The organism is Streptomyces caeni, assembly GCF_042678285.1.
GTDB classification, from domain to species: domain Bacteria; phylum Actinomycetota; class Actinomycetes; order Streptomycetales; family Streptomycetaceae; genus Streptomyces; species Streptomyces caeni.
The window spans coordinates 87,975-113,447 of record NZ_JBHUDX010000098.1 but is presented as its reverse complement, the minus strand read 5'-3'; the positions used below and the strand labels follow the sequence as shown (position 1 = coordinate 113,447).

The following is a 25,473-nucleotide window of genomic DNA, read 5'->3' as shown; positions in this document are numbered from 1 at the left end:
CGGCAAGCATCCGCCTCACCCTGCCCCCACTCGCCACCGTCTGGCTCCGCCCGGCCTGAGCCGAGCGGCGCATCCGGGATGGTGGGGCTTCTGCCTGCCGGGCGTTCGTCCGGCCTGCGAAAAAGGCCGGGTGCGGCCTCAACCCGCCTCCGCGCCCACTTCCGCGTCCTGGGCTGCCTGCCGCGGCGACGGTCCCGCCGACGCTGCGGCCGCACCTCGTTTCGCGGCCTGGATCTGCTCCCACACATGGGTGCGCAGCTCGGTGAAACGGGGGTCGGCCCGGGTGTGCAGCTGATCACGCTCGTCGGGCAGGTCGATGTCCAGTTGCTCCTGCACGACCGTCGGCGACGACGACAGGACCACGACCCGCTGGCCCAGGTAGACGGCCTCGTCGATGTCGTGGGTGATGAACAGGATCGTCACACCGAGCTTGTGCCACAGGTCACGGATCAGGTCCTCCAGGTCGGCGCGGGTCTGCGCGTCGACTGCGGCGAACGGCTCGTCCATGAGCAGGACCTCGGGCTCGTAGGCCACCGCCCGGGCTATCGCCACCCGTTGCTGCATGCCGCCGGACAGCTGCCACGGGTAGGCGTCGTGGGCGTCCGCGAGCCCCACCGCCTCCAGCGCGCGGGCGACGAGTGCACGGCGGCGGTCCTTCGGCAGCTTCTTCTGCTTGAGCGGCAGTTCCACGTTGTCGCGCACGCTCATCCAGGGGAACAGGCTTCGGCCGTACTCCTGGAAGACCACGGCCATGCCCGGCGGTGGCCCGGTGACGGGCCGTCCGTGCAGGAGCACCTCGCCCGATGTGGGTGCCAGCAGGCCGGCGATACACTTGAGCAGGGTCGTCTTACCGCAGCCGGACGGGCCGACGAGGCAGACGAGGTCGCCGGAGTCAAGCGAGAACGTCAGGTCGCGGACCGCTTCGATGCGCCGCTCCCGTCCCTCGTACACCTTCTTCAGGCCTCGAACGTCGAGCATCTGCGGGATTCCTTTCCGGCAAGCGTTGTGTGTCACGAGGAGCGCCGGCTGCGGCGCAGGCCGCGGTACCAGGCCAGGGCCCGGCTTTCGACCAGCTGGAACAGCACGGACAGCAGGAAGCCGAGCAGGCCCAGCAGGAGGATGCCGCTCCACATCTCCGGGATCGCGAAACTGCGCTGGAACTGCACCACGTCGAACCCGAGGCCGTTGCTGGCCGCGAACATCTCGCTGATCACCATCAGGATGATGCCGATCGACAGGGCCTGCCTCAGACCGGCGAAGATCTGCGGTCCCGCCGACGGCAGGACCAGGTGGCGCAGTCGGGCGGCTCCGGTGATGCCGTACGAGCGGGCGCTCTCCGACAGGACGCCGTCCACCGCTCGCACGCCTTCCACCGTGTTGAGCAGGATCGGCCAGACGCAGCCGGAGAGGATGACGACGACCTTCATGCCGTTGCCTATGCCGGCGAAGAGCATGATCACCGGTACCAGGACCGGTGGCGGGACGGCCCTCAGGAACTCCAGGACGGGTTCGAGCACGGCGCGCACGCGCCGGTAGGAGCCGATGACCACGCCCAGCGCCACACCGACGACGACGGCCGAGAGGTATCCGCCGGCCAGCCGCAGCACGCTGGGCAGCACGTCGGTCGCCAGCCGTTCGCCCGTCCACAGCGTGCCGAAGGTGGTCAGGATGGTACGCAGCGGCGGCACGTAGAAGCTCTGGCTGTCCTCGGTGCTGTACCACCACACGGCCACCAGCACGGCGGGCAGCGCCACGATCAGCAGCAGTTGACGGATGATCCGGCTCATACCGCCTCCTCCCCGCGGACCGACTGGTGCCAGGCGAGCGTGTGCCGTTCGACCGCCCGGACCGCCAGATTGATCAGGACCCCGAGCAGGCCGGTCACGGCGACCAGCGCGTACATGGCGGGCACGGCGTTGGACGCCTGCGCGATGGCGATACGGGCGCCCAGGCCGGGGGCGCCGATGATGAGTTCGGCGCTGATGGCGAGTACCAGGGCGACCGCCGCCGCCAGTCGCACACCGGTCATCACGTAGGGCAGGGAGGTCGGCCACAGGACGTACCGCAGCCGTGCCCAGGTGCCCAGCCCGTAGCTGCGGGCCGTCTCCTCGGCGACCGGGTCGACGTCCCCCGCCCCGTAGAGCACCTGGACGAGGACCTGCCAGAACGAGGCGTAGACCACGAGGAGCAGCGCCGAGCGGATGTCGGTGCCGTACAGGAGCACGGCGAGCGGGATCAGCGCGACCGAGGGGATCGGCCGGAGGAACTCGATGGTGGATGCCGTGGCGGCGCGCAGGAACGGCACCGTCGCGATGAGGAACCCCGCGACGACGCCGCCGACCACGGCGATCAGCAGGCCGACGGCCCAGCTCAGGAGGGTGTCGCCGAGCGCCGTCCAGAAGGCGCCGTCCGCCAGTTCGTCGACCAGGGCCCGGGCGATCCGGCTCGTCGGCGGCAGGTAGTCCGAGGAGACCGCTCCCAGCCTCGGCATCGCCTCCACCAGGACCAGCAGGCCGGCCAGGCCCGCCAGGCCGAGCACCGCATGGGCGCCCCGCGGCTTCCCGGGGCGGGTGGGTTCTGCCGCCGCCGGCGCGGAGGCGGCCGCGAGGCCGACTCCGCTGGCGGTGTCACGGTCCAACGTCACGGCAGCAGCCTGTCCAGGTCGGGAGCGGTGTCGAAGAGCCCGTCCTTCTCGGCGAGCTTGGCCAGGATGGCCAGCGAGGCGCGGTTGGGCTTCTGCGGCCAGGTGGGAAGGATCAGCGACTTCGCCGTCGCCGCGTCGATCTTCGTGTAGGTGGTGAGGATCTGCCGGACCTCGTCGGGATGGGTGTCGGCGTACTTCAGGGACTCGTTCATCGCGGTCTGGAACCTCTTGACCAGGCCGGGGTTCTGCTGTGCGAGCTTCGTGGAGGTGAAGTAGAGCGCCACCGTGAGGACCGGTGAGGTGTCGACGAAGGGGGAGGCGATGACCCGGCCGCCCTTGCTCTTGATCAGGGAGAGCGTGGGTTCGACGACCCAGGCCGCGTCGATCTGGCCGGCCTCCAGGGCTGCGGGCATCTGGGGGAAGGCCAGCTCGACGAACTTGACGGAGCCCGGGTCGCCGCCGGCCTTGCGGACCGACTCCCGGGTGGTCGTGTCACCGATGTTCTTCAGGGTGTTGACCGAGACCTTCTTGCCGGCGAGGTCCTTGGCCGACTTGATCGGGCTGTCCTTCTTGACGACGAGGGCGCCGAAGTCGGCGCCCTGCTTGTCGGTGGAGTTGACGCCATTGGCCACGCCCTTGAGCGGCACGCCCTTGCTCTGCGCCAGCATCAGCGACGTCACATTGCTGAAGCCGAACTGGAACTGCCCGCTGACCACGCCCGGCACGATGGCGGCGCCGCCCTGACCGCTCTCCAGGGTCAGGTCGATTCCCTGCTTGCTGAAGAAGCCCTTCTCCTTGCCGAGATAGATCGGTGCCACGTCGATGATCGGGATGACCCCGACCTTGACGCTGGTCCTGTCGCCGCTCTTCGCGGTGTCGTCCGTGGTGGAGGAGCCACAGCCCGTGGTGGCGGAAGCCAACACCACGGAGGCGGCAATCCCGGCTAGCAGTCGACGCATGGGCGTTACCTCTTCACAGTGTGCGCGGAATGAACTTTTATTCGTTGCGTGAACGTACGGGCGCCCCCAGGACAGGTCAACGCCGAGACCGAAGTTGTTATGGGCGTCTTCCCCCGCCCTCCCTGCAGCGAGACCCGGCCGCCCTCGCGGCCCGTGCGGACCGAAGGCGGGAGTGCGCCCACCCCACCCGCGAGGCAGGCCGCCTGCCGGAGCATAGGTTGCCCGCAAGATTGTCGCAATAAGTGCGCAACATCGTTGCTGAAGAAATTGTTGACGATCCTTGCGGCGCTCCCTAGGGTCCTCGCCATGACATGGAGAGCCATCCGATGACCCCGCCGGCGCCGACCACGGCCGTCGCCCGGGACGTCCCGGGAGCAGGGTCAGTGAGCAGGTCGTGCCGGACGGCGGCACCCTGGCCGCCCGGTGAGGTGTGAGCAGTGGCAGCAGTGAGCACAGGCACCGCCGACCGGCCGGCACCGGTCGTCGACGCGATCCGCGACGCCATCACCGGTGGTGAGTTCGCGCCCAACCAGCGGCTGGTGGAGTCGGAACTGTCGGAGCAGTTCGGCGCCAGCCGCGCCGGAGTCCGCAACGCGCTGGTGCAACTGGCCAGCGAGGGCCTGGTCGAGCGCATCCAGAACCGCGGTGCGCGCGTCCGCGCCGTGTCCCTCCCGGAAGCCGTCGAGATCACCGAGGTCCGCATGGCCCTGGAAGGACTGTGCGCGGCGAAGGCCGCCGAGCAGGCCACCGAGGACGACCGCCGCGTCCTCCGGGAGATCGGCGACAGGATGCGGGAGGCGGTGGCGGGCGGGGACGTGCTCGGGTACTCCGACCTCAACAGGCGGCTCCACACGCTGATCCTCACCATCAGCGGCCAGAACACCGCCCGCACCGTGCTGGAGCGCCTCCGCGGCCAGAACGTCCGCCATCAGTTCCGGCTGGCCATGCACCCGGGTCGGCCCACCGTGTCCCTGCCGCAGCACCTGGAGATCATCGAGGCGCTCTGCGAAGGGGACCCCGAAGCCGCCGAGGGCGCCGTCCGAAGGCATCTGCGCAGTGTGATCGACGCGCTGCCGCAGGTGGACGAGGCCCAGCCCCAGCGTCTCGGCACGGACGGCGGCACCCGGTGATCCGCGGGGCGTCCCCCGCACCGGCGCGGCGCGTCACCGGCCCGCACGCCTCACCGGCCGCCGGGCATCAGCCTGCGCAGGGCCGCGAGCAGCCCCCTGACCGGGCGGCCGGTGCCGTGTGAGGCGTCCGGCGGCTGCGGGGCGCCCTCGCCCCAGGGGCCGGGTGGCTTCGCCTTCAGTTCGTACCGCACCGGCAGCAGCCGCAGCCCGCGCACCACCGGTCCCGCCCGCCACGGCAACTGGTCCGGCGGCAGGGTCGGTTCCGCCCGGGCGAAGTGCTCGAAGACACGGCCCACCGCCGTCGACACGATCATGCCCCCCAGTTCGCGTGCCGCGCTCGGGCACTGGTGCTGCCCCGCGCCCCAGCCCAGATGCGCCCGCGTGCTGATCGTCGACTCGACGAGGTGGGAGGAGTCGAGCGCCATCAGGTCCCGGTGGGCGGCCGCGGCCGACGGCGAGACGGCGTCGCCCGCCCGGATCCAGAAGTCGCCCAGCCGCACGTCCCGCGCCGCGAACCGGAAGCACATGTTGGCCACCGGCGGATTGATCAGCGCCGCCCGGTTCACGGCCTCACCGAGCTGCCCGGCCGACAGGCTGCGCCGGACCGTGGCGTTGCCCCACAACACCTCCAGCAGGGTGTTGAGCACCATGTTGCCGGTGATGTCGTTCAGGTACACCGCGTTCATGAACAGCTCCCGGCCCAACCGCTCGTCGGACAGGCCGGGGTCGGCGAGCAGCATGTACGAGGTCAGGTCGTCGCCGGGCCGCGCCCTGCGGTGCGCGGCCAGCCGGGTCATGGCCGCCGCCGCACGCGCGGTGGCCGCCCCGGCGCCCGGCCCGCCGTCCAGCATCCGCCACAGATCCATGACAAGCTCATCGCCCAGTTCCCCGGGGCATCCGAACAGCCGGGTCGTCACCATCAGCAGCAGCGGCCTGGTGTACTGCGCCCCCAGGTCCGCGAACCCCGCGGTCCCCGATTCGGCGCCCAGCAGGGCGATCAGCTCGTCCGCGTACCGGGCGACCGCCGCCCGCAGCTCCCACCCCTGGGGCGTGTGGCCGTCCTGGAAGGGGCGCAGCGCCGAGTGGTGGGTCCGGCGGGCGGCCTGGTGCTCGTCGCCGTCCATGAACATGGTCTGGCGGACCTCGTAGCCCGCCAGCAGCGGCCAGTCCGCCGGCAGCAGCCCCTCCGCCCGTGCCCGCCAGTACCGGACGTCCCGCCGCCACTGGTCGTCGTTCCGCAGGACCTCCACCACCTCGCGGTAGTCGAGCACCAGCCACACGGGAACTCCCATCAGCGCGACCGGGGCCACCGGACCGTACCTGCGCCGCAGCCGCGCGTAGACGCCGCCGGGGTCGACGTCGAACTCCGAGGTCAGCAGCGGCTGCACCGGCAGCGAGGCGAGCGTCGCGCTGCCGGCCGGCGCGGTCGCGTACGGTTGGGCTTCCATACCGACACGCATACCGCACCGGCCGTGCACAGGCGGTGACCACGGGGCGAACGTTACGGCTCGGTGATGTCCGCGCACCTCAGGACGGCGTCAGCGCCTCCGCCAGGGCCTTCGGCGGTTTTCCGGCGTACACCACGCCCAGCCGCTGGGTGGCCCGCGTCAGTGCCACGTAGAGGTCGCTCGTCCCGTAGCGCCCGGGCTCCACCACCAGAACGGAGTCGAACTCCAGGCCCTTGGACTGGCGCGGGTCGAGCAGGACGACGCTCCGGGCCAGGTCCGGCTCCGCGCCCGCCGTCACCCCCTCCAGCCGCGCGGCCAGGGAGCGGTGCAGAGCGCGCGGGGCGATCACCGCGAGCCGTCCCTCGGCGGGGGCCATCTCCCGGACCGCCTCGGCCACCGCGCCGGGCAGGTCGCCGGTGGCACGCCCCCAGGGCCGCACACCCGTGGACCGCACGGAACGCGGGGGGTCGAAACCGGGGTCCACCGCGCGGACCACGGCCGCGGCCACGTCCATGATCTCGGACGGGGTGCGGTAGTTGACGCCGAGGCGGGTGTGCTCCCAGCGGTCCCCGACATACGGCTGAAGGATCTCGGACCACGAGCCGACGCCGCCGGCCTCGGCCGTCTGCGCCGGGTCCCCCACCAGGGTCATCGAGCGGGTCGGGCTGCGCCGCATCAGCAGCCGCCACGCCATGGGCGACAACTCCTGTGCCTCGTCGACGATGATGTGCCCGAACGCCCAGGTGCGGTCGGCCGCGGCGCGCTCGGCGGTGCTGCGGTGGTCCGCCTCCTCCTGCCGCTCGGCGAACCGCTCCGCGTCGATGATGTCGTGCGCGGACAGCACCTCGGAGGCGTCGGGATCGCCGTCCTCCTTGTCCTCGAACTCGTAGGTGCGGGAGGCGTACGACACGTCCAGCACGCCCTGCGCGTACGACACCCGCGCCTCGCGCTCGCGTGCGGCGTGGGCGCGTGCCGCCCGGTCGTCCTCCCCGAGCAGTTCCGCCGCCTCGTCGAGCAGCGGCACGTCGGCCGTGGTCCAGGCGCGAGTGACCGGGCGGCGGATGGCGGCCGCGTCCTCGTCGGACACATAGCCCTCCGGGTGGGCGAGGAAGTCCGCCACCAGCCGCTGCGGGGTCAGCCGCGGCCACAACAGGTCGATCGCCGACCAGACGCCGGGGTTCTCGGCCAGCTCGTCGCGGATCTGGGTCAGGTCGCTCGCGTCGAGGAGGTTCGAGCCGTCGTACGGGTCGGTTCCGATCCGCTCCGCGACCATGTCCGTCAGCGTGTTGAGGATGTGGCCCTCGAAGTGCTCGCGGGCCTCGTTGTGCGGCAGCTTCGCCGCGCGGGTGCGCTCGCGGGCGACGTTCACCAGGCCGTCGTCGAGCAGCAGGACGTCCCGGTCGTGCTCGATGGCGATCACGGGGTCGGGCAGGGCCTGCCGGTCGCGCACGGCACGGGCGAGCACGTCCGCCATCCCGGCGCGGCCCTTCACGGCGGCCGCCTCGGGTGTGTCGGCCGCGGTGGCCCGCACGCCGGGGAACAGTTCACCGACGGTGGCCAGCAGCACCCCCGTCTCGCCGAGCGAGGGCAGCACCTCGCCGATGTAGCCGAGGAACGCCGGGTTCGGGCCGACGATCAGTACGGCGCGGCGGGCCAGCAGCTCCCGGTGTTCATACAGGAGGTAGGCCGCGCGGTGCAGCGCGACCGCCGTCTTCCCGGTGCCCGGGCCGCCCTCCACCACCAGCACTCCCCGGTGGGGCGCGCGGATGATGCGGTCCTGGTCGGCCTGGATGGTCCGCACGATGTCGCTCATCCGGCCGGTGCGGGCCGAGTTCAGCGCGGCGAGCAGCACGGCGTCACCGGACGGGTCCTCGTGGCCGGTGCGTTCGCGGTCGCCCAGGTCGAGGATCTCGTCGTGCAGGGCCGTGACCCGGCGCCCGTCGGTGGAGATGTGCCTGCGCCTCCTGAGCCCCATCGGGGTGTGGCCGGTGGCCAGGTAGAAGGGGCGGGCGACCTCGGCGCGCCAGTCGATCAGGATCGGGGTGCGGTCCGTGTCGTCGGCGCGCAGTCCGATGCGGCCGATGTGGTGGCTGTGCCCGGAGGCGAGGTCGATACGGCCGAAGCAGAGCGAACCGTCCACCGCGTTCAGTGCCGCCAGCAGCCCCGAGCGTTCGGCGACGAGGACGTCCCGCTCCAGCCGGGCCTGCAGGGGCGTGTGCCCCTGCGCCAGCGCGTTGGCGACGGAGGTCTCGGTGTCACCGCGCAGTGCGTCGACGCGCTCGTACAGCCCGTCGATGAATTCCTGTTCCTGCCGCAATTCATCGTCGGTACATCCCGTGGTGCCCTCTGCGTCTGAGCCCCTGTTTGACAATTCCGCTCCTGCCCGGATATACTCTGTTCACCGACTTGACTGCGACTCAATTTCATTGAAGTCGCGAATCATTGAATATACGCAAGAAGATCCCCCGAGCGCAATTGCTCGGGGGATTTCTTCGTGTCCGGTGGCGTCAGGCGTCAGAGGACGTCGGACAGTTCCTCACGCAGCCGTCGCCCGGCCCGCGCCGCCAGCTCGCCGATTCGCATGACCACGACCGTATTCCTTGACCCCGGCGTCAAGGCAACGGCGACTGCGGCGGCTTCGGCCGCACCGGGGCGGACGGCACCGGCGGCCGGCCGCAGATCCCCGCCGCGCACGCTCGTGCCTCACCGATGAACCGGCCCCTGCCCGGCAGTCTCGTCTTCGACAGCACTCGCCGAGGACGGACGGACTCATGACCACCCTCCACCACCTCCTCCAGAAGCACATCGCCCAGGGATGGGCCCCGGGCGCCGTGGGCCTGGTCGACCACCACGGCCGCACCGAGACCGCGGCGGTCGGCTTCCTCGACACCGCCGGCACCGCCCCGATGTCCCCGGACGCCATCTTCCGCATCGCCTCGATCACCAAGCCCATCGTGGCCGCCGCGGTCATGACCCTCGTCGAGGACGGCACACTCGCCCTCGGCTCCCCCATCGCCTCCTGGCTGCCCGAGCTGGCCGAGCCGACCGTGGTCCGCACCCCCTCCAGCCCCCTCGGCGACGTGGTGCCCGCCGCCCGGCCCATCGTCGTGCAGGACCTGCTGACCTCCCGCGCCGGATACGGCTTCCCCTCGGACTTCTCCCTCCCCCAGGTCCAGGCGCTGTTCACCGCGCAGAAGGGCGGACGCGCCCCCCGTGATCTCCCCGGCCCCGACACCTGGGTGGCCGAGCTGGCCCGCCTCCCGCTGCTGTACCAGCCCGGCGAGGCATGGCTCTACGGCACCTGCTCCGACCTCCAGGGCGTCCTGATCTCCCGCGCGACCGGCCGTCCGTTCCCCGAGGTCCTGGCCGAGCGGATCCTCGAACCCCTCGGCATGACCGACACGGCCTTCGAGGTGCCGGCCGCCCAGCGCCACCGGTTCACCACCGCCTACCGCCCCGACGGCAACGGCGGGCTGGAGGTCACCGACACCCCGGACGGCGCCTGGAGCAGCCTCCCCGCGTTCCCGTCCGGCGGTGGCGGTCTCGTCGCCACCGCCGCCGACTGGCTGGCGTTCGGCAGGATGCTGGTGGCCGACGGAACGGCGCCCGACGGCCGCCGGGTGCTGTCCGAGCAGTCGGTGCGCCGGATGACCACCGACCACCTCACCCCGGCCCAGCGCGAGATCGGCGCCCTGTTCCTGGAAGGGCAGGGCTGGGGGTACGGAGGATCCGTCGACGTCGTCGCCACCACCCCCGGCATCGTCCCCGGCCGCTACGGCTGGGTCGGCGGCACCGGCACCACCGCACACGTCGTCGCGGCCACCCGCACCATCGCGGTACTGCTCACCCAGCGCGCGATGGAGAACCCGAGGCCGACCGCCCTGATGCGCGACTTCTGGCGGTACGCGGCCGAGTCGTCCTAGGCGTGCCCGCGGCCCGCCGTTCCTCCGGGAGCCGTAGGGCTCAGGAGGCGACCAGGACGCCCGCCGACTCCTCCACCTCCAGCAGTGACGCGCTGCGCCGCTCCGCGTCGAACGCCTTCCGCCCGCCGCGCAGCCCGAACAGCCGCTTGGTGAGGGCGATGTAGAGGACGGCGAGGATGTTGAGGACCAGGGTGGTGATCTTCACCGGGCTGACGTGCTCGGTCAGCTCGTACACCTCCAGGGGGAGGAAGGCCGCGGTGGCGACGACCGTGAGGTACTCCGCCCAGCGCTTGGCGTACCACAGCCCGCCGGCCTCGACCAGCTCGACCAGCGCATACGCCAGCAGCAGGGAGGCGACCAGGACGAGCGTGGAGTGCCGGTAGCCGAAGGACTTCTGGAGGGTGCCGACCACGGGCGAGTGATCGAGGTCGTAGTGGAAGTGCCGGAAGACCGGCCGGAACACGTCCAGGTACTCGTCGAACAGCCGCCGCACCGCGTCCTGGCTGTTGCTGAACCGCCACACGGCCACCGCGACCAGCACGATGAACACACCGCGCACAGCCCGCTCGATCGCCAGGAAGCGCAGTACGAACAGGTCGCGCAGCACCTTGCCGCGCGGCACGAGCGGCGCCTCGGCGGCCGGTCCTGAGCCGTGCGGCTCACCGAGCACGAAGTCGCCGCAGCGCAGGCAGCGCCACACCTCCCCGAGCGCCGTCTCGGCGTGCAGCCGCACCCGCAGCCGGGGGTCGTCCGGCGCGTAGGTCACATGCCCGCGGCGCGCACAGGTGCGCCGGTCCCAGTCGATCGTCATAGCCCCCGTGCCTCCTACTGCGGGTGCCGTGCCGGTCGCTCCGGCACGACGGAGTGTGCGATGTCCTACGAGACGTGGGTGCGGGGTGCGCGGGTTGCACCGGAGCCGGGCCCGTTCCGCCGGCGCCGCATTCCCCTACCTCCGGCCCGCGGTGCACAGTACCCCGCACCCGGGGAGACGGCGGGACCGGGCGGCCGGGCCCACGGGGGAGGGGCCCGGCCGCCCGGGGACGGGGGAGGGGGAGTACGCGGGGGGCGCGGGGTCAGGCCGTGGCCAGTTCCTTCTCGTCGCCCTGCCCCGGCACCCCGGCCGAAGCGGTGTCCTCGTCCAGCAGGGTGGTCTCGTCGAAGGGCAGTTGCCCGGCGAGCACCTGCCGCACCCGCTCCTGGTCGATCTCCTTCGTCCAGGTGCCGACCAGGACGGTGGCCACCGCGTTGCCCGCGAAGTTGGTCAGGGCACGCGCCTCGCTCATGAAGCGGTCGATGCCGACGATCAGGCCGACGCCGTCGACCAGCGCGGGCTTGTGCGACTGCAGGCCGCCGGCCAGCGTGGCGAGGCCGGCACCGCTGACGCCCGCCGCGCCCTTGGAGGCGACGAGCAGGAAGAGCAGCAGCGGGATCTGCTCGCCGACGGACATCGGGGTGCCCAGCGCGTCGGCGATGTAGAGCGACGCCATGGTCATGTAGATCATGGTGCCGTCCAGGTTGAAGGAGTAGCCGGTCGGGACGGTGATGCCGACCACCGGCTTGCTGACACCCAGGTGCTCCATCTTCGCGATCAGCCGCGGCAGGGCGGACTCGGAGGAGGAGGTGGACAGGATCAGCAGGAACTCACGGCCCAGATACCTCAGCAGCGTCAGGACGTTGACGCCCGCGACCAGGCGCAGCAGCACCCCGAGCACGACGAAGACGAACAGGAAGCAGGTCACGTAGAAGCCGAACATCAGCACGGCGAGACTCTTGAGCGCGTCCAGGCCGGCCGAGCCGACGACGGCGGCGATCGCGCCGAAGGCACCGATCGGCGCGGCCCACATCACCATGGCGAGGACACGGAACACAAGGCGCTGGATGTGCTCGATGCCGCGCAGCACCGGCGCGCCCGCCGAGCCCATCACCTGCAGCGCGAAGCCCGCGAGGAGCGCGACGAGGAGGGTCTGCAGGACCTGGCCCCCGGTGAAGGCGGAGACGAAGGTCGTCGGGATGATCGAGAGCACGAAGTCGACGGGCGGCAGCGCGTCAGACGACACCTGGTCGTGCCCCACCTGTTTGATCGCGTTCGTCAGGTGGAGGCCCTCACCGGGGTGCAGGACGTTCCCGACGACCAGGCCGATGCTCAGCGCGACCAGGGACATCGCCAGGAAGTAGCCGAGCGCTATGCCGCCGACGGCACCGACCTTGGCGGCCTTGCGCACCGAGCCGATGCCCAGCACGATCGTGCAGAAGATGATCGGCGAGATCATCATTTTGATCAGGCTCACAAAGCCCTTGCCCAGGGGCTTGAGTTCGACCGCGACGTCGGGCGCGGTCAGGCCCACGGCGATGCCGCAGGCCACCGCGACGATGACCGCGATGTAGAGATAGTGGGTGCGGTCCCGCTTGGCTGCGGGCGCGGCAGGTGCCGTTCGGGATGTGCTGGCCACGGCTGCCCTCCTCGACGACGTCGTCGGATCGTCCGGCGTGCGGCTCACGTCCGGGGGATGCGGTGACTATCTCCCGCCCTGTGAGGGCGGTCACCCTTCCGTTCATTTAGTTCACGCTTATACGCCGAGGCAGACTGAACGCATGCGCGCACCCCGTCTCCCGAGACCCCGCAGTCTCGCCGGCCAGCTCTTCGCGATGCAGGCCGTGCTGATCGCGGTGCTCGTCACCGGGTACGCCCTCTTCTCGTATCTCAGCGACCGCCGTCAGGCCGAGGGCGCGGCCGTCCGCCAGACGATGGCGGTGGCCCGCTCGGTCGCGGACGCCCCGTCGGTCCGGGAGGCCATCCGCACCCCGGACCCGACGCGGACGCTCCAGCCGTACGCCACCGCGGTGCAGCGGCACACGGGCGTGGACTTCATCACGATCATGGATCCGCGGGGCATCCGCTGGACCCACCCCCATCCCGAACGGATCGGCGAGCACTTCCTCGGCCACACCGCCCAGGCGCTCAGGGGCGAGTCGTTCACCGAGACGTACACCGGCACGCTGGGGCCCTCCGTCCGCGCGGTCACGCCCATCCGGGACGGCGGCCGGATCGTCGGCCTCGTGAGCGCGGGCATCAAGGTCCGGACCGTCTCGGCCCGGCTCCAGGACCAGGTGACGGCCATGGCCGGCGTCGCGGGCGGCGCGCTGGGCCTGGGCGGCATCGGCACCTACGTGATCAACGCCAGGCTGCGCCGCTCCACGCACGGCATGAACGCGACGGAACTCAGCCGTATGCACGACTACCACCAGGCCGCGCTGCACGCCGTGCGCGAGGGCCTGCTCATGCTCGACGGCCACTACCGGGTGGCGCTGATCAACGACGGTGGCAGGGAACTGCTGGGCGTGACCGGCGAGGTGGTGGGCCGCTCGGTGGCGGACCTGGGACTGCCGGCACCGCTGACGGGCGCGCTGCTGGCCTCCGAGCCCCGGGTGGACGAGGTGCACCTCACGGCGACCCGCGTCCTGGTGGTCAACACCTCCCCCGTCTCCGGCGGCGAGCGCCAAGGCACCGTGGTCACTCTCCGGGACGTGACCGAACTACAGTCGGTGATGGGCGAGTTGGACTCGGAGCGCGGCTTCACCCAGGCGCTGCGCTCGCAGGCGCACGAGGCGGCGAACCGGCTGCACACCGTGGTCTCGCTGATCGAACTGGGCCGAGCGGAGGAGGCCGCCGGCTTCGCCACGGCCGAACTGGAGCTGGCGCAGGCCCTGACGGACCAGGTGGTCGCGGCGGTCAACGAGCCGGTGCTGGCGGCCCTGCTGCTCGGCAAGGCGGCGCAGGCGCACGAGCAGGGGGTGGAGCTGGTGGTGTCGCCGGAGAGCCGCATCGACGACGGTCTGCTGCCCGCCTCGCTCCCGGACCGGGACCTGGTGACGATCCTCGGCAACCTGATCGACAACGCGGTGGACGCGGCGCGGGGTCCGGTGGGCGCCCGGGTGACCGTGACGGCGTACACGGAAGGGGCGGACCTGGTCCTGCGGGTGTCCGACACGGGCGACGGAGTGGACCCGGCGCACGCGGAGGCGGTGTTCGAGCGCGGCTGGTCGACGAAGGCGGCAGCCGGCCCCGGCGGCCGCGGTCTGGGTCTCGCCCTGGTCCGGCAGACGGTGCACCGCCACCGTGGCACGCTGACGGTGTCGGAGGCGGCCGGGGGCGGGGCACGGTTCGAGGCACGGGTGCCGTTGCCCGCGGTGGAGTCGGCCTCGCCGGGGGCCGGGGCGGCCCTGTCCGGAGGTGACGTATGAACGGCCCCGTCCGCGTCCTCGTGGTGGAGGACGACCCGGTCGCCGCGGACGCGCACCTGATGTACGTCGGCCGTGTCCAGGGCTTCACGGCGGTCGGCAAGGCGCACACGGGTGCGGAGGCGCGGCGGATGCTGGACCGCTCCCCGGTCGACCTGCTCCTGCTGGACCTGCATCTGCCGGACGTGCACGGCCTGCAGCTGGCGCGGTCGCTGCGGGCGGCCGGATATCACGCGGACGTCATCGCGGTGACGTCGGCGCGGGATCTGGCGGTGGTCCGGGAGGGCGTCTCGCTGGGTGTGGTGCAGTACGTGCTCAAGCCGTTCACGTTCGCGACGTTGCGGGACCGGCTGGTGCGGTACGCGGAGTTCCGCACGGCGGCGGGCGAGGCGAGTGGCCAGGACGAGGTGGACCGGGCGCTCGCGGCGTTGCGGGCGCCGGGCCCCGCGGCGCTGCCCAAGGGCCTGAGCGCGCCCACGCTGGAGCGGGTGACCCGCGCGGTGCGGGACTCGGCGGAGGGGCTCACGGCAACCGGGGTCGCCGAGGCGGTGGGGATCTCCCGGATCACGGCCCGCCGCTATCTGGAACACCTGGTCGAGGCGGGACGGGCCGCGCGGAACCCGCTCTACGGGCAAGTGGGGCGGCCCGAGTTGGTGTACCGGTGGGTGCGGGGGCCGGACGGGGGCGCTTCGCCTTCGCGATGACCGGACGCGGTGGTGCACACGCATCGACCCGGCTGGACCACTGCTCTCAGGCCGCCGGACGGGCGCAGACGCCAAACGCCTGTGGAGCGCCGGCAAGACGGGCACACGTGCCCGCACAGCGCGGTGGAGCGGGAAGACCCGCAAGGGTCACACGAACCAGGCCGGAATCCCCGGATTTCAGGCCAGGGAGCACGTCAATCGCGCCACGGCCTTCCGGCGCCGCGTCGGCCCTGCGGTGTCGGCGCCGGCTGTCCGGACCTGCCGACGACGTACGGCACATGCGGGCATTTGATCCCATAGCCGGGCACACTCCCCGGACATGCCCGGTCGTCGATCCGGAGACTCGGCTGCCGCCGTCCTCCGGGACGGCCCGGAGGGCGGCCGGCACCGCTCCCACGACCACCGCGTCCCGGCCCAAACCGCACATTCCCACAATCCGTGAGTGTGGCCGAACAGAACGTAGTCACGGCCGTGACCCGCCCATAGCTTGTGCGCGTGCACCGACCGCAGGCCCAAAAGCCCACCCCCCCGTTCAACGCCCCGGCCGCCCGCAGACTGCGGACAGCGCTCGGCATGGGGCCCGACCAGGTCGCGTACGGCATGCGCTCCTCGTACGGGCTGCCCTACGTGACCCCCGACCTCGTGATGGCCTGGGAGCAGGCGATCGTCGCTCCCAGCGCACCGGAACTCACCGCGCTCGCAGGCGTGTTGTGGTGTTCCCCCGGCGAACTCAGCGGCAGGCCGCGCACCCTCCGGGAGCATCGCCTCGCACGCGGGCTCACACCGGAGGACGTCGCCCGCGCCGTGGGACTCGAACTGCTCACCTATGTCGGGATGGAGGAGACCGGCACATGGCGCGGCAACGACCGCCAGTCCACCACCCTTGCCGAGGTGCTCGGCCTGTCCCTGCCCGACTTCGTCACCGTGACCGGCCGGGACGTCAAGCTCGCCGAGTTGCTGCGCAGCGCGGTCACCACCCGCTGGCACGCGTACGTCCGCCCCGTCGGCAGGATGCTGCCGCTGGAGCGGTCGCTCCTCGAGGACGTCCTGGAGAAAATGCACACCGAGTACCAGGGACGGACGGTCACCACGCTCAGCTGGGGCACCGTGACCACCGGGCCCGGCTCCAGCGAGGCCGTCCGGGACTACCTCGACCGCATCATCGAGAACTTCTGGTCGACCCTCGAAAGGAACGCCTACTGACGAACGCCACCTGAGGTACGTCTCGTGAGGAACGCCCACTGAGCGACGCGTGCCACGAGGGACGCTCCGCCGGAGGCGGGAGCGGCGCCTTGGGGGGTGTTTCGAAAGTCCCGCACAGCACCCACGGCGCCCGGCACGCTCCCCCAGGCTCTTCGAGCAGAGCGCACCCCCACTCGCCGCACCGGCCGAAACCCCAGGTACGTCCAGTACGAGGGCTTTCGTCCGGCACGCCGAGAGCACGCACCGGACACCGCGGACACCGCACAGGACTTTCGAAACACCCCCTAGAAGACCGACTCGGCCTCGTCCATGCGGTCCTTCGGTACCGTCTTGAGCTCGCTCACCGCCTCCGCCAGCGGCACCATCAGCACCTCGGTGCCGCGCAGCGCGGTCATCCTGCCGAACTCCCCGCGGTGTGCCGCCTCGATCGCGTGCCAGCCGAAGCGGGTCGCGAGCACCCTGTCGTACGCCGTCGGCGTGCCGCCGCGCTGGACGTGGCCGAGGATGACCGGCCTGGCCTCCTTGCCGAGCCGCCTCTCCAGCTCGAACGCCAGCGCCGTACCGATGCCCCTGAAGCGCTCATGGCCGTACTGGTCGATCTCGCCCTTGCCGTAGTCCATGGTGCCCTCGGCGGGGTGCGCGCCCTCGGCGACGCAGACGACCGCGAACTTCTTGCCGCGGGCGAAGCGCTCCTCGACCATCTTGACCAGGTCGGCCGGGTCGAAGGGGCGCTCCGGCAGGCAGATGCCGTGGGCGCCGGCCGCCATTCCGGACTCCAGCGCGATCCAGCCCGCGTGCCGGCCCATGACCTCGACCACCATGACCCGCTGGTGCGACTCGGCGGTCGTCTTCAGGCGGTCCATCGCCTCGGTGGCGACCATGACGGCGGTGTCGAAGCCGAAGGTGCGGTCGGTGGAGGAAATGTCGTTGTCGATCGTCTTCGGGACGCCGACGACGGGCAGGCCCGCGTCCGACAGCATCCGCGCCGCGGTCAGCGTGCCCTCGCCGCCGATCGGGATCAGCGCGTCGATGCCGAAGGAGCGGATGATGTCGGCTCCGCTCTCGCACGCCTCGCGCAGGCGGTCGCGCTCCAGGCGGGAGGAGCCGAGGATGGTGCCGCCGCGAGCCAGGATGCCGCTGACGGCGTCCAGGTCGAGGGTGCGGTAGTGGCCGTCGAGCAGACCGCGGTAGCCGTCCTCGAAGCCGATCACCTCGTCGCCGTACTGCACGACCGCCCGGTGCACGACCGACCGGATCACTGCGTTCAGGCCCGGGCAGTCGCCGCCTGCGGTGAGTACTCCGATGCGCATCGTGCCGTGTCTCCTGCCCGCTGTTGATACCGGTGAGCCAGTCCGATTGTTTCACGGCTCACAGCCCGGTGCCGCTTGCACACCATCCGCCCCGATCCGTCCCCGCAGAGCGCGTCCTGGCGGGCGCCCTATCCAGCCCGAGAGGTATTGTCAAGAGGGTTCTGGCTCACCCTCGCGGATGATCTCCTCGGGTGTCAGATCTCTCCATCGCACCCGGAGTCGGTCTGCGGCGCCCGAGTCTCACCCTCAGGCCGTGAACAGGGCATACGCACCTCAGGGGCTGCCCGTTTTCCCGTCGGCGGCCCTCCACCGAGAGACGAACGGAGAGCACCGCGTGACGCGCAGCGTGTACGTGACCGGGATCGACCGGGGCGACGGCCGTCAGGTCGTCGAGCTGGGAGTGATGGAGCTGTTGACCCGCCAGGTCGACCGGGTGGGCGTCTTCCGCCCCCTCGTCCATGACGGAACCGACCGTATCTTCGACCTGCTCCGTGCCCGCTACCGGCTCTCCCAGGATCCCGCGACCGTGCACGGCCTGACCTACGACCAGGCGTCCACGCTCCTCTCCGAGCACGGGACGGACGAACTGGTGTCGGCCCTCGTCGACCGCTTCCACGCCGTGACCCGGGACTACGACGTCGTCCTGGTCATGGGCACCGACTTCGCCGACACCCAGGTCCCGGACGAGCTGTCCCTCAACGCCCGGCTCGCCAACGAGTTCGGGGCGTCCGTCATCCCTGTCGTCGGCGGGAGGAAACAGAGCTCCGAGGCCGTGCGCGCCGAGACCCGCAACGCCTACCGCGCCTACGACGGGCTCGGCTGCGACGTGCTCGCCATGGTCGTCAACCGGGTCGCCGCCCAGGACCGGGACGCGATCGCCGAGCGGCTCGACTTCCGGCTCCCGGTGCCCTGTTACGTGCTGCCCGACGACCCCGCCCTCTCGGCGCCCACGGTCGCCCAGATCACGCAGGCCCTCGGCGCCAAGGTCGTCCTCGGTGACGACGCGGGGATGGCGCGCGACGCCCTCGACTTCGTCTTCGGCGGCGCCATGCTGCCCACCCTCCTGCACGCGCTGACCCCGGGCTGCCTGGTGGTGACGCCGGGTGACCGCGCCGATCTCGTCATCGGCTCGCTCGCCGCGCACAGCGCCGGCACCCCGCCGATCGCCGGCGTCCTGCTGACCCTGGACGAGGTGCCCGGCGACGGGATCCTCACCCTCGCCGCCCGCCTCGCCCCCGGCACCCCGGTGATCTCGGTGCCCGCCAACAGCTTCCCCACCGCCGAACAGCTCTTCTCCCTGGAGGGCAGGATGACCGCGGGCACGCCGCGCAAGGCGGAGCGGGCGCTCGGGCTCTTCGAGCGGTACGTCGACACGACCGATCTGCTCAAGCGGGTGTCCGCGCCGAGCAGTGACCGGGTCACGCCGATGATGTTCGAGCACCAGCTGCTCGAACAGGCCCGCGCCGACAAGCGCCGGGTCGTGCTCCCCGAGGGCACCGAGGAGCGCGTGCTGCACGCCGCCGAGGTGCTGCTGCGCCGCGGGGTCTGCGACCTGACCCTCCTCGGGCCCGTCGAGCAGATACGCAAGAAGGCCGCCGACCTCGGCATCGACCTCGGCGGCTCGCAGTTGATCGATCCGGCCACCTCCGAACTGCGCGACGCCTTCGCCGAGAAGTACGCCCGGCTGCGCGCCCACAAGGGCGTCACGGCCGAGCTGGCGTACGACGTGGTCGGTGACGCCACCTACTTCGGCACCCTCATGGTCGAGGAGGGTTTCGCCGACGGCATGGTGTCCGGAGCCGTGCACTCGACGGCCGCCACCATCCGGCCCGCCTTCGAGATCATAGGAACGAAGGGGGCCGCGCGACGGAGGTCCCCCCAGGCGTCCAGCTCTGGGGGAGCGTCGGACGGGGCGGTGGCGGGTGACGGGAGGGCCAGGCCGGACGCGAAGATCGTCAGCTCGGTCTTCTTCATGTGCCTCGCCGACAAGGTGCTCGTCTACGGCGACTGCGCGGTCAACCCCGACCCCGACGCCGAGCAGCTGGCCGACATCGCCATCCAGTCGGCCGCCACCGCCCGGCAGTTCGGCGTGGAACCGCGGATCGCCATGCTGTCGTACTCCACCGGCACCTCCGGCACGGGCGCCGACGTCGACAAGGTGCGCGAGGCCACCGAGCTGGTACGGCTGCGCCGCGGCGATCTCATGATCGAGGGACCGATCCAGTACGACGCCGCCGTCGAACCCACCGTCGCTGCGACCAAGCTGCCGGACTCGGACGTGGCCGGGCAGGCGACCGTACTGATCTTCCCGGACCTCAACACCGGCAACAACACCTACAAGGCCGTGCAGCGCTCGGCCGGGGCGATCGCCGTCGGCCCGGTCCTGCAGGGCCTGCGCAAGCCCGTCAACGACCTGTCCCGGGGCGCCCTCGTCCAGGACATCGTCAACACCGTCGCCATCACGGCGATCCAGGCCCAGACCTCCCACGAGAAGGCAGCCGCCCAGTGAGCCCCTCCCGCGTCCTCGTCCTCAACTCCGGCTCGTCGTCGGTGAAGTACCAGCTGCTGGACATGCGCGACAGCAGCCGGCTGGCCGTGGGCATCGTCGAACGCATCGGCGAGCAGACCTCACGTCTGCGGCACACGGTGCTCGCCACGGGCGCGGCCCGCGAGCTGAGCGGGCCGGTCGCCGACCACGACGCCGCCCTCAAGGCCGTCGCGGAGGAGCTGGCCAAGGACGGGCTGGGCCTGGACTCGCCGGAGCTGGCCGCGATCGGCCACCGTGTGGTGCACGGCGGCAAGCACTTCACCCGGCCCACCGTCATCGACGAGAGGGTGCTCGCCGAGATCGAGCGGCTGATCCCGGTCGCGCCGCTGCACAACCCGGCCAACCTCACCGGGATCCGCACGGCCATGGCGCTGCGCCCGGACCTGCCGCAGGTCGCCGTCTTCGACACCGCGTTCCACACGACCATGCCGGAGTCCGCCGCCCGGTACGCCATCGACGTGCGGACCGCGGACCGGCACCGGGTCCGGCGTTACGGGTTCCACGGGACCTCCCACGCGTATGTGTCCCGGGCCACCGCGAAGCTGCTGGGCAGAGCGCCCGACGAGGTCAACCTGATCGTGCTGCACCTCGGCAACGGCGCCTCCGCTTCGGCGGTACGGGGCGGCCGGTGCGTGGACACCTCCATGGGACTCACCCCGCTGGAGGGACTCGTGATGGGGACGCGCTCGGGCGACCTGGACCCCGCGGTCATCTTCCACCTGGTGCGCGTGGGCGGGATGACCGTCGACGAGATCGACGCGCTGCTCAACACGAGAAGCGGCCTGATCGGCCTGTGCGGCGACAACGACATGCGGGAGATCTGCCGCCGGATCGACGAGGGCGACCGGCAGGCGCGGCTCGCCTTCGACATCTACATCCACCGGCTGAAGAAGTACATCGGCGCCTACTACGCGGTACTCGGCCGGGTGGACGCGATCGCCTTCACGGCCGGTGTGGGCGAGAACGCGGCGCCTGTGCGGGCGGCCGCCGTCGCGGGCCTGGAGGAGCTGGGTCTCGTGGTCGACGGCGGCCTGAACGCGGTCCACAGCACCGAGGCGCGGCTGATCTCGCCGCCGGACGCGCGGGTGGCGATCGCCGTGGTGCCGACCGACGAGGAGATGGAGATCGCCACGCAGACCTACGCCCTGGTGGGAGGGGGCGACGCCTGAGCGCGGGCCCGCCCCTCCGTGTCTTCCGCCCGCCGGAATATTCCGCAGCGAAACAAACCGATAGGATCGCCCCATGCGCCGTTCGAAAATCGTCTGCACTCTCGGCCCCGCGGTCGACTCCCATGACATGCTCGTCGCGCTGATCGAGGCAGGCATGAACGTGGCCCGCTTCAACTTCAGCCACGGCACGCACGCAGAGCACCAGGGGCGGTACGACCGTGTCCGGGCGGCGGCCGCCGAGGCCGGCAGGGCCGTCGGCGTCCTCGCCGACCTCCAGGGTCCCAAGATCCGTCTGGAGACCTTCGCGGAGGGCCCGGTCGAGTTGGTACGCGGTGACGAGTTCACCATCACCGTCGAGGACGTGCCGGGCGACAAGTCGATCTGCGGCACGACGTACAAGGGCCTGCCGGGCGATGTCTCCAAGGGCGACCAGATCCTCATCAACGACGGCAACGTCGAGCTGAAGGTCGTGGACGTCGAGGGTCCCCGGGTCAGGACGATCGTCATCGAGGGCGGCGTCGTCTCCGACCACAAGGGCATCAACCTGCCCGGCGCCGCGGTGAACGTGCCGGCGCTGTCCGAGAAGGACGTGGAGGACCTGCGCTTCGCGCTGCGCATGGGCTGCGACATGGTCGCGCTGTCCTTCGTGCGGGACGCCAACGACGTCAAGGACGTCCATCACGTCATGGACGAGGAGGGCCGCCGCGTCCCGGTCATCGCCAAGGTGGAGAAGCCACAGGCGGTGGAGAACATGGAGGACGTCGTGATGGCGTTCGACGGCGTCATGGTCGCCCGGGGCGACCTGGCCGTCGAGTACCCGCTCGAGAAGGTCCCGATGGTGCAGAAGCGGCTGATCGAGCTGTGCCGCCGCAACGCCAAGCCGGTGATCGTGGCGACCCAGATGATGGAGTCGATGATCACCAACTCCCGTCCGACGCGCGCCGAGGCGTCCGATGTGGCCAACGCGATCCTCGACGGCGCCGACGCGGTCATGCTGTCGGCCGAGTCCAGCGTGGGCGCGTTCCCGATCGAGACGGTCAAGACGATGTCGAAGATCGTGGTCGCGGCCGAGGAGGAGCTGCTCTCCAAGGGCCTGCAGCCGCTCGTGCCGGGCAAGAAGCCGCGGACGCAGGGCGGTTCGGTGGCCCGTGCCGCCTGTGAGATCGCGGACTTCCTGGGCGGCAAGGGCCTGGTGGCCTTCACCCAGTCCGGCGACACCGCCCGCCGGCTGTGCCGCTACCGGGCGTGTCAGCCCGTCCTGGCGTTCACCACGGACGAGTCCACCCGCAACCAGCTCACGCTGAGCTGGGGCGTGGAGCCGTACATCGTGCCGTTCGTCGGGGGCACCGACGAGATGGTCGAACTGGTCGACCAGGAGCTGGTCAGGCTCAAGCGGTTCAACGACGGCGACATCGTGATCATCACCGCGGGCTCGCCGCCCGGCGTTCCCGGCACCACCAACATGGTCCGCGTCCACCACCTGGGCGAGGGCGAGCGCAACTGACGCGGCACGACGACGAGGGGCGCCCCCTGCGTGCAGGGGGCGCCCCTCGTGTGTGCGGCTCCCGGAGAGGTCTTGCGGGTGTTCAGCTGCTCCCGCCGGTGGTGAACACGTGCATGCCCGGCACATGCAGGGTTCCGCCGAACTGGCCGGCCTGGGTGACGTTCACCTTCGTGAAGTAGATCAGGGGGATGTTCAGTGGCGGCGGATTGTCCGGACTGAACGTCACCGGGATCAGACCGAACAGGTTGCCGGAGATGCTCTCCGTGTACATCACGGTGTCGCCGTCGCGAATGGTGGACGTCGAGCCCTTGGCGGCCTGGACGTGGTACGTCTCGCCCTTCTGGCCGTCGACGAGCTGGTGCAGGTCCCCGATGTCGGTGCCGTCGGACACCACGTACTTCAGGACCTTCTTGACGGTGCCGTTGGCAGTACGCACCTTGACGATGCCCTGGTAGTCGGCGCCCTTGAGCAGCAGCGAGCTGGCCTGCAGATGCCAGGGGGCGTCGGGCAGCGCCACGGTGTTCTCGACGCCGCCCTGATCGGTGTTGGCCGTGGGGCAGTTGGCCGTGGACGTGGTGGAACCCGGCGACGGGCTCGCGGACACGGCCGCCTTGACGGTGTCGCTCGCCGCGGTGGTGGCGTCGGTCACGGTCTTCGTCGCGGTGTCCGTCGCGTCCTTCACGGTGCTCTTGACCGTGTCGGTGACCTTCTTGGTCGTGTCCGTGACGGTGGAGGAGATGTCCGTCGTGTCCTTGGTCGCGGACGCCGAGGGAGACGGCGACGGCGTGGCCGACGCGCTGGGCGACGAGCTGCCGCCGGGCGTGAAGACGTCCTTGATCGCGTTGCCGAGGTCGGTCAGCAGATTGCCGCCGCTCGCGGAGGCCGACGGGCTCGGCGTGGAGGTACCGCCGCTCGACGACGTTCCCGAGGAACCCGTGGAGGACGAGGACGAGGACGAGGACGCGGACGCGGACGGCGCGGGCACGGCCTTGTCGCCGGAACCTGAATCCGACGAAGAGGTCTTGGCCTGGGCCGTGTCCGTCGAGGGCGACGGTGTCGCCGTACCGGTGGACTTGGACGTGCTCGCCGAGGCGGACGGCGTGGGCGTGGCCGTGGAACCGTCGAGCGCCTCGACGCACTTCTGGTACTCGTCCGCCGTCAGGCTCTTCGACGACGTGGTGTCGTCGGCCCGGGCGAGCGTGGGTGTGAACCCCATGCCCATGAGGACCGCCGTCGGCATCGCCGCCAGCGCGATCGCCTTGCCGGCCGGCACATGGAACCTGGTGAACAGCGGCTTCCTGGGAGCCGCGTGGCGTGGCCCGGTTCTCTCCCGGGACGCGTCCGCGTCAGCCCCGTGGGCCACCTCGTCAGCCGGCACTGTGCCTCCCGTTCGCCCCGTTGGCCGGGCTCGTTCCTGACAGATCGTTCGGCGCGTCCACCGCGTCCCCGGGTTCCGTCGATACGCCCTCGGGGGCGTCGTCCTGCCCTGCGGCCGCCTGCTTCGCCGACGCCGCCTCGGGGTCGCCCGGCGCCCAGGCGACCGCCATCGCGCCGCCGATCAGGGCGAGCAGGAAGCCGATCACGAAGCCGCCGAAGTTGGAGACCGGAAGGGACACCAGCCCCAGGAGGATCGAGGCGACTCCCGCGAAGGTCCGTACGTGCCGCTGGAACCAGAGGCTGATGCCCAGCACGACCAGCAGCACGCCGATGATGAGAGACCCCGCCCCCGCGGTGGTGGCCATGGCCAGCGTGAGATGCCCGAGTTGCAGGTGCGCATACGGGAAGTACATGATCGGGAAGCCGCTCAGCAGAACGAAGAGACCGGCCCAGAAGGGGCGGGTGCCCCTCCAGTCACGGAAGTTCCGCCGGAAGACTGTCAGGTAGTGCTCGTTCTGTCCGGGCGACTCGGCGCTCATGGAAAACAGCTCCCTGGAACGGTGTTGCTGTGGGGACGTACTGGTGGTGCGTGCGGAGAAGGGGTGGGGCGGACGAGCCGGCCGCAGGGCTGCTCGCCCGCCCCGGGAGTGCCTAGTAGCACTCCTTGACACCGGTGGACAGCGACATGTGGAGACCGCTGAGCTTGAAGGTGCCGGCGGTGGTCGCCCACGCCGTCTGCTTCACGTCGGTCAGGGTCGCCGAGTCGGCCTGCTGGGCGAACCCGTAGGGGTTGGCCTGCTCGCCGCCGCCCTTCATGCCGGGACCCTTGCTGGCGTCCTTGGCGGCCACGCCGATGTCGATGTTCTTGAACGTGGCGTCGGCCCCGAGGTCGGCGACGTCGATGTAGAGGTTGTCGGCCTCCACCGGCGTGTCGCCCGTGCCCGCCGTCAGCTTCAGGCTGACGGAGCCGAGCAGCGGGATGTTCGGGGTGACAACGGACTGGCACATGCCCTTGATGGTCGCGGACTTGAAGGCCGACACCGCGACAGGGTGGACCGTCTTCTGACCGTCGAGGGTGTACCCAGCGTCGAGGGCCCCGTACTGCGAGAAGCCCGTGCCGTCGAGCCGGTCGGCCGTCACCTTGAACGACTGCCCCGACACGCTGAACGAGGCGGCGAGCGCGCCCTGCGCGAGGGCGACACCTATCGCTGCCGTCGCGGCGACGCTGGGCACCATGACCACAGCGAACCGCTTCCATCTGGTCCCGCCACGCACCTGGGACTCCATATTTCCTCCTTCTCGGACGTACATCGCC

The 25,473-nt window shown here is 71.1% G+C and carries 20 protein-coding genes; 8 read left to right on the top strand and 12 right to left on the bottom strand.

Annotated features, from left to right (window positions below; all coding sequences use genetic code 11):
- Positions 1–138: 138 nt before the first annotated feature.
- The 4 genes from ACFSL4_RS31775 to ACFSL4_RS31760 form a co-directional block, all read right to left on the bottom strand.
- A complete protein-coding gene (locus ACFSL4_RS31775; RefSeq protein WP_381090614.1) occupies positions 139–978 on the bottom strand; it encodes an ABC transporter ATP-binding protein in 840 nt (279 codons plus the stop codon).
- Between the two features lie 32 nt (positions 979–1,010).
- Positions 1,011–1,787: an ABC transporter permease gene (locus tag ACFSL4_RS31770; RefSeq protein ID WP_381090611.1), complete on the bottom strand. Its 777-nt coding sequence runs from the start codon at positions 1,785–1,787 to the stop codon at positions 1,011–1,013.
- On the bottom strand, positions 1,784–2,539 hold the full coding sequence (locus ACFSL4_RS31765; RefSeq protein ID WP_381090642.1) for an ABC transporter permease: 756 nt from the start codon (positions 2,537–2,539) through the stop codon (positions 1,784–1,786). The genes ACFSL4_RS31770 and ACFSL4_RS31765 overlap by 4 nt, the downstream gene beginning before the upstream one ends.
- A gap of 101 nt (positions 2,540–2,640) precedes the next feature.
- The gene (locus tag ACFSL4_RS31760) at positions 2,641–3,603 is read right to left on the bottom strand and encodes an ABC transporter substrate-binding protein (RefSeq protein WP_381090608.1); all 963 of its coding nucleotides are present in this window, start codon (positions 3,601–3,603) and stop codon (positions 2,641–2,643) included.
- Between the two features lie 437 nt (positions 3,604–4,040).
- Here ACFSL4_RS31760 and ACFSL4_RS31755 point away from each other — a divergent pair, with 437 nt between their 5' ends.
- The gene (locus ACFSL4_RS31755) at positions 4,041–4,733 is read left to right on the top strand and encodes a GntR family transcriptional regulator (protein ID WP_381090605.1); all 693 of its coding nucleotides are present in this window, start codon (positions 4,041–4,043) and stop codon (positions 4,731–4,733) included.
- 50 nt (positions 4,734–4,783) lie between these two features.
- On the opposite strand, the gene ACFSL4_RS31750 is transcribed toward ACFSL4_RS31755, so the two are convergent.
- On the bottom strand, positions 4,784–6,181 hold the full coding sequence (locus ACFSL4_RS31750) for a cytochrome P450 family protein (RefSeq protein WP_381090602.1): 1,398 nt from the start codon (positions 6,179–6,181) through the stop codon (positions 4,784–4,786).
- Between the two features lie 79 nt (positions 6,182–6,260).
- Positions 6,261–8,498, bottom strand: a complete 2,238-nt coding sequence (locus tag ACFSL4_RS31745; RefSeq protein ID WP_381090600.1) for a HelD family protein — start codon at positions 8,496–8,498, stop codon at positions 6,261–6,263.
- Positions 8,499–8,952: 454 nt separating this feature from the next.
- Here ACFSL4_RS31745 and ACFSL4_RS31740 point away from each other — a divergent pair, with 454 nt between their 5' ends.
- The gene (locus ACFSL4_RS31740; RefSeq protein WP_381090597.1) at positions 8,953–10,104 is read left to right on the top strand and encodes a serine hydrolase domain-containing protein; all 1,152 of its coding nucleotides are present in this window, start codon (positions 8,953–8,955) and stop codon (positions 10,102–10,104) included.
- 40 nt (positions 10,105–10,144) lie between these two features.
- On the opposite strand, the gene ACFSL4_RS31735 is transcribed toward ACFSL4_RS31740, so the two are convergent.
- Together ACFSL4_RS31735 and ACFSL4_RS31730 are read right to left on the bottom strand one after the other, a co-directional pair.
- Positions 10,145–10,915, bottom strand: a complete 771-nt coding sequence (locus tag ACFSL4_RS31735) for a DUF2127 domain-containing protein (RefSeq protein ID WP_381090594.1) — start codon at positions 10,913–10,915, stop codon at positions 10,145–10,147.
- 262 nt (positions 10,916–11,177) lie between these two features.
- The gene (locus ACFSL4_RS31730) at positions 11,178–12,554 is read right to left on the bottom strand and encodes a cation:dicarboxylate symporter family transporter (RefSeq protein ID WP_381090592.1); all 1,377 of its coding nucleotides are present in this window, start codon (positions 12,552–12,554) and stop codon (positions 11,178–11,180) included.
- 142 nt (positions 12,555–12,696) lie between these two features.
- On the opposite strand from ACFSL4_RS31730, the gene ACFSL4_RS31725 reads away from it, so the two are divergent.
- The 3 genes from ACFSL4_RS31725 to ACFSL4_RS31715 all read left to right on the top strand — a co-directional run bounded on the left by ACFSL4_RS31725 (position 12,697) and on the right by ACFSL4_RS31715 (position 16,250).
- Positions 12,697–14,346 (top strand): sensor histidine kinase, encoded by a 1,650-nt coding sequence (locus ACFSL4_RS31725; RefSeq protein ID WP_381090589.1) that lies wholly within the window; start codon positions 12,697–12,699, stop codon positions 14,344–14,346.
- Positions 14,343–15,047 (top strand): response regulator, encoded by a 705-nt coding sequence (locus ACFSL4_RS31720; RefSeq protein WP_381090586.1) that lies wholly within the window; start codon positions 14,343–14,345, stop codon positions 15,045–15,047. The genes ACFSL4_RS31725 and ACFSL4_RS31720 overlap by 4 nt, the downstream gene beginning before the upstream one ends.
- A gap of 495 nt (positions 15,048–15,542) precedes the next feature.
- Entirely contained in the window at positions 15,543–16,250 is a 708-nt protein-coding gene (locus tag ACFSL4_RS31715) for a helix-turn-helix domain-containing protein (protein WP_381090583.1), read from the top strand.
- Positions 16,251–16,534: 284 nt separating this feature from the next.
- Here the strand turns inward: ACFSL4_RS31715 and ACFSL4_RS31710 are convergent, their stop codons facing one another.
- Positions 16,535–17,560, bottom strand: coding sequence for an ATP-dependent 6-phosphofructokinase (locus tag ACFSL4_RS31710; protein WP_381090580.1), 1,026 nt, complete (start codon positions 17,558–17,560; stop codon positions 16,535–16,537).
- A gap of 334 nt (positions 17,561–17,894) precedes the next feature.
- Between ACFSL4_RS31710 and pta the strand changes: the two genes are divergently transcribed.
- The 3 genes from pta (at position 17,895) to pyk (ending at position 22,781) form a co-directional block, all read left to right on the top strand.
- Positions 17,895–20,069: a phosphate acetyltransferase gene (pta, locus tag ACFSL4_RS31705; protein WP_381090577.1), complete on the top strand. Its 2,175-nt coding sequence runs from the start codon at positions 17,895–17,897 to the stop codon at positions 20,067–20,069.
- Positions 20,066–21,277: an acetate kinase gene (locus ACFSL4_RS31700; protein ID WP_381090574.1), complete on the top strand. Its 1,212-nt coding sequence runs from the start codon at positions 20,066–20,068 to the stop codon at positions 21,275–21,277. The genes pta and ACFSL4_RS31700 overlap by 4 nt, the downstream gene beginning before the upstream one ends.
- 73 nt (positions 21,278–21,350) lie before the next feature.
- Entirely contained in the window at positions 21,351–22,781 is a 1,431-nt protein-coding gene (pyk, locus tag ACFSL4_RS31695) for a pyruvate kinase (RefSeq protein WP_381090571.1), read from the top strand.
- Between the two features lie 82 nt (positions 22,782–22,863).
- Here the strand turns inward: pyk and ACFSL4_RS31690 are convergent, their stop codons facing one another.
- The 3 genes from ACFSL4_RS31690 to ACFSL4_RS31680 form a co-directional block, all read right to left on the bottom strand.
- Positions 22,864–24,159: a hypothetical protein gene (locus tag ACFSL4_RS31690; RefSeq protein WP_381090568.1), complete on the bottom strand. Its 1,296-nt coding sequence runs from the start codon at positions 24,157–24,159 to the stop codon at positions 22,864–22,866.
- Entirely contained in the window at positions 24,149–24,697 is a 549-nt protein-coding gene (locus tag ACFSL4_RS31685) for a DUF6114 domain-containing protein (protein WP_381090566.1), read from the bottom strand. Before ACFSL4_RS31685 ends, ACFSL4_RS31690 begins: the two co-directional genes overlap by 11 nt.
- Before the next feature lie 112 nt (positions 24,698–24,809).
- Entirely contained in the window at positions 24,810–25,445 is a 636-nt protein-coding gene (locus tag ACFSL4_RS31680; RefSeq protein ID WP_381090563.1) for a DUF6230 family protein, read from the bottom strand.
- Between the last annotated feature and the right edge of the window lie 28 nt (positions 25,446–25,473).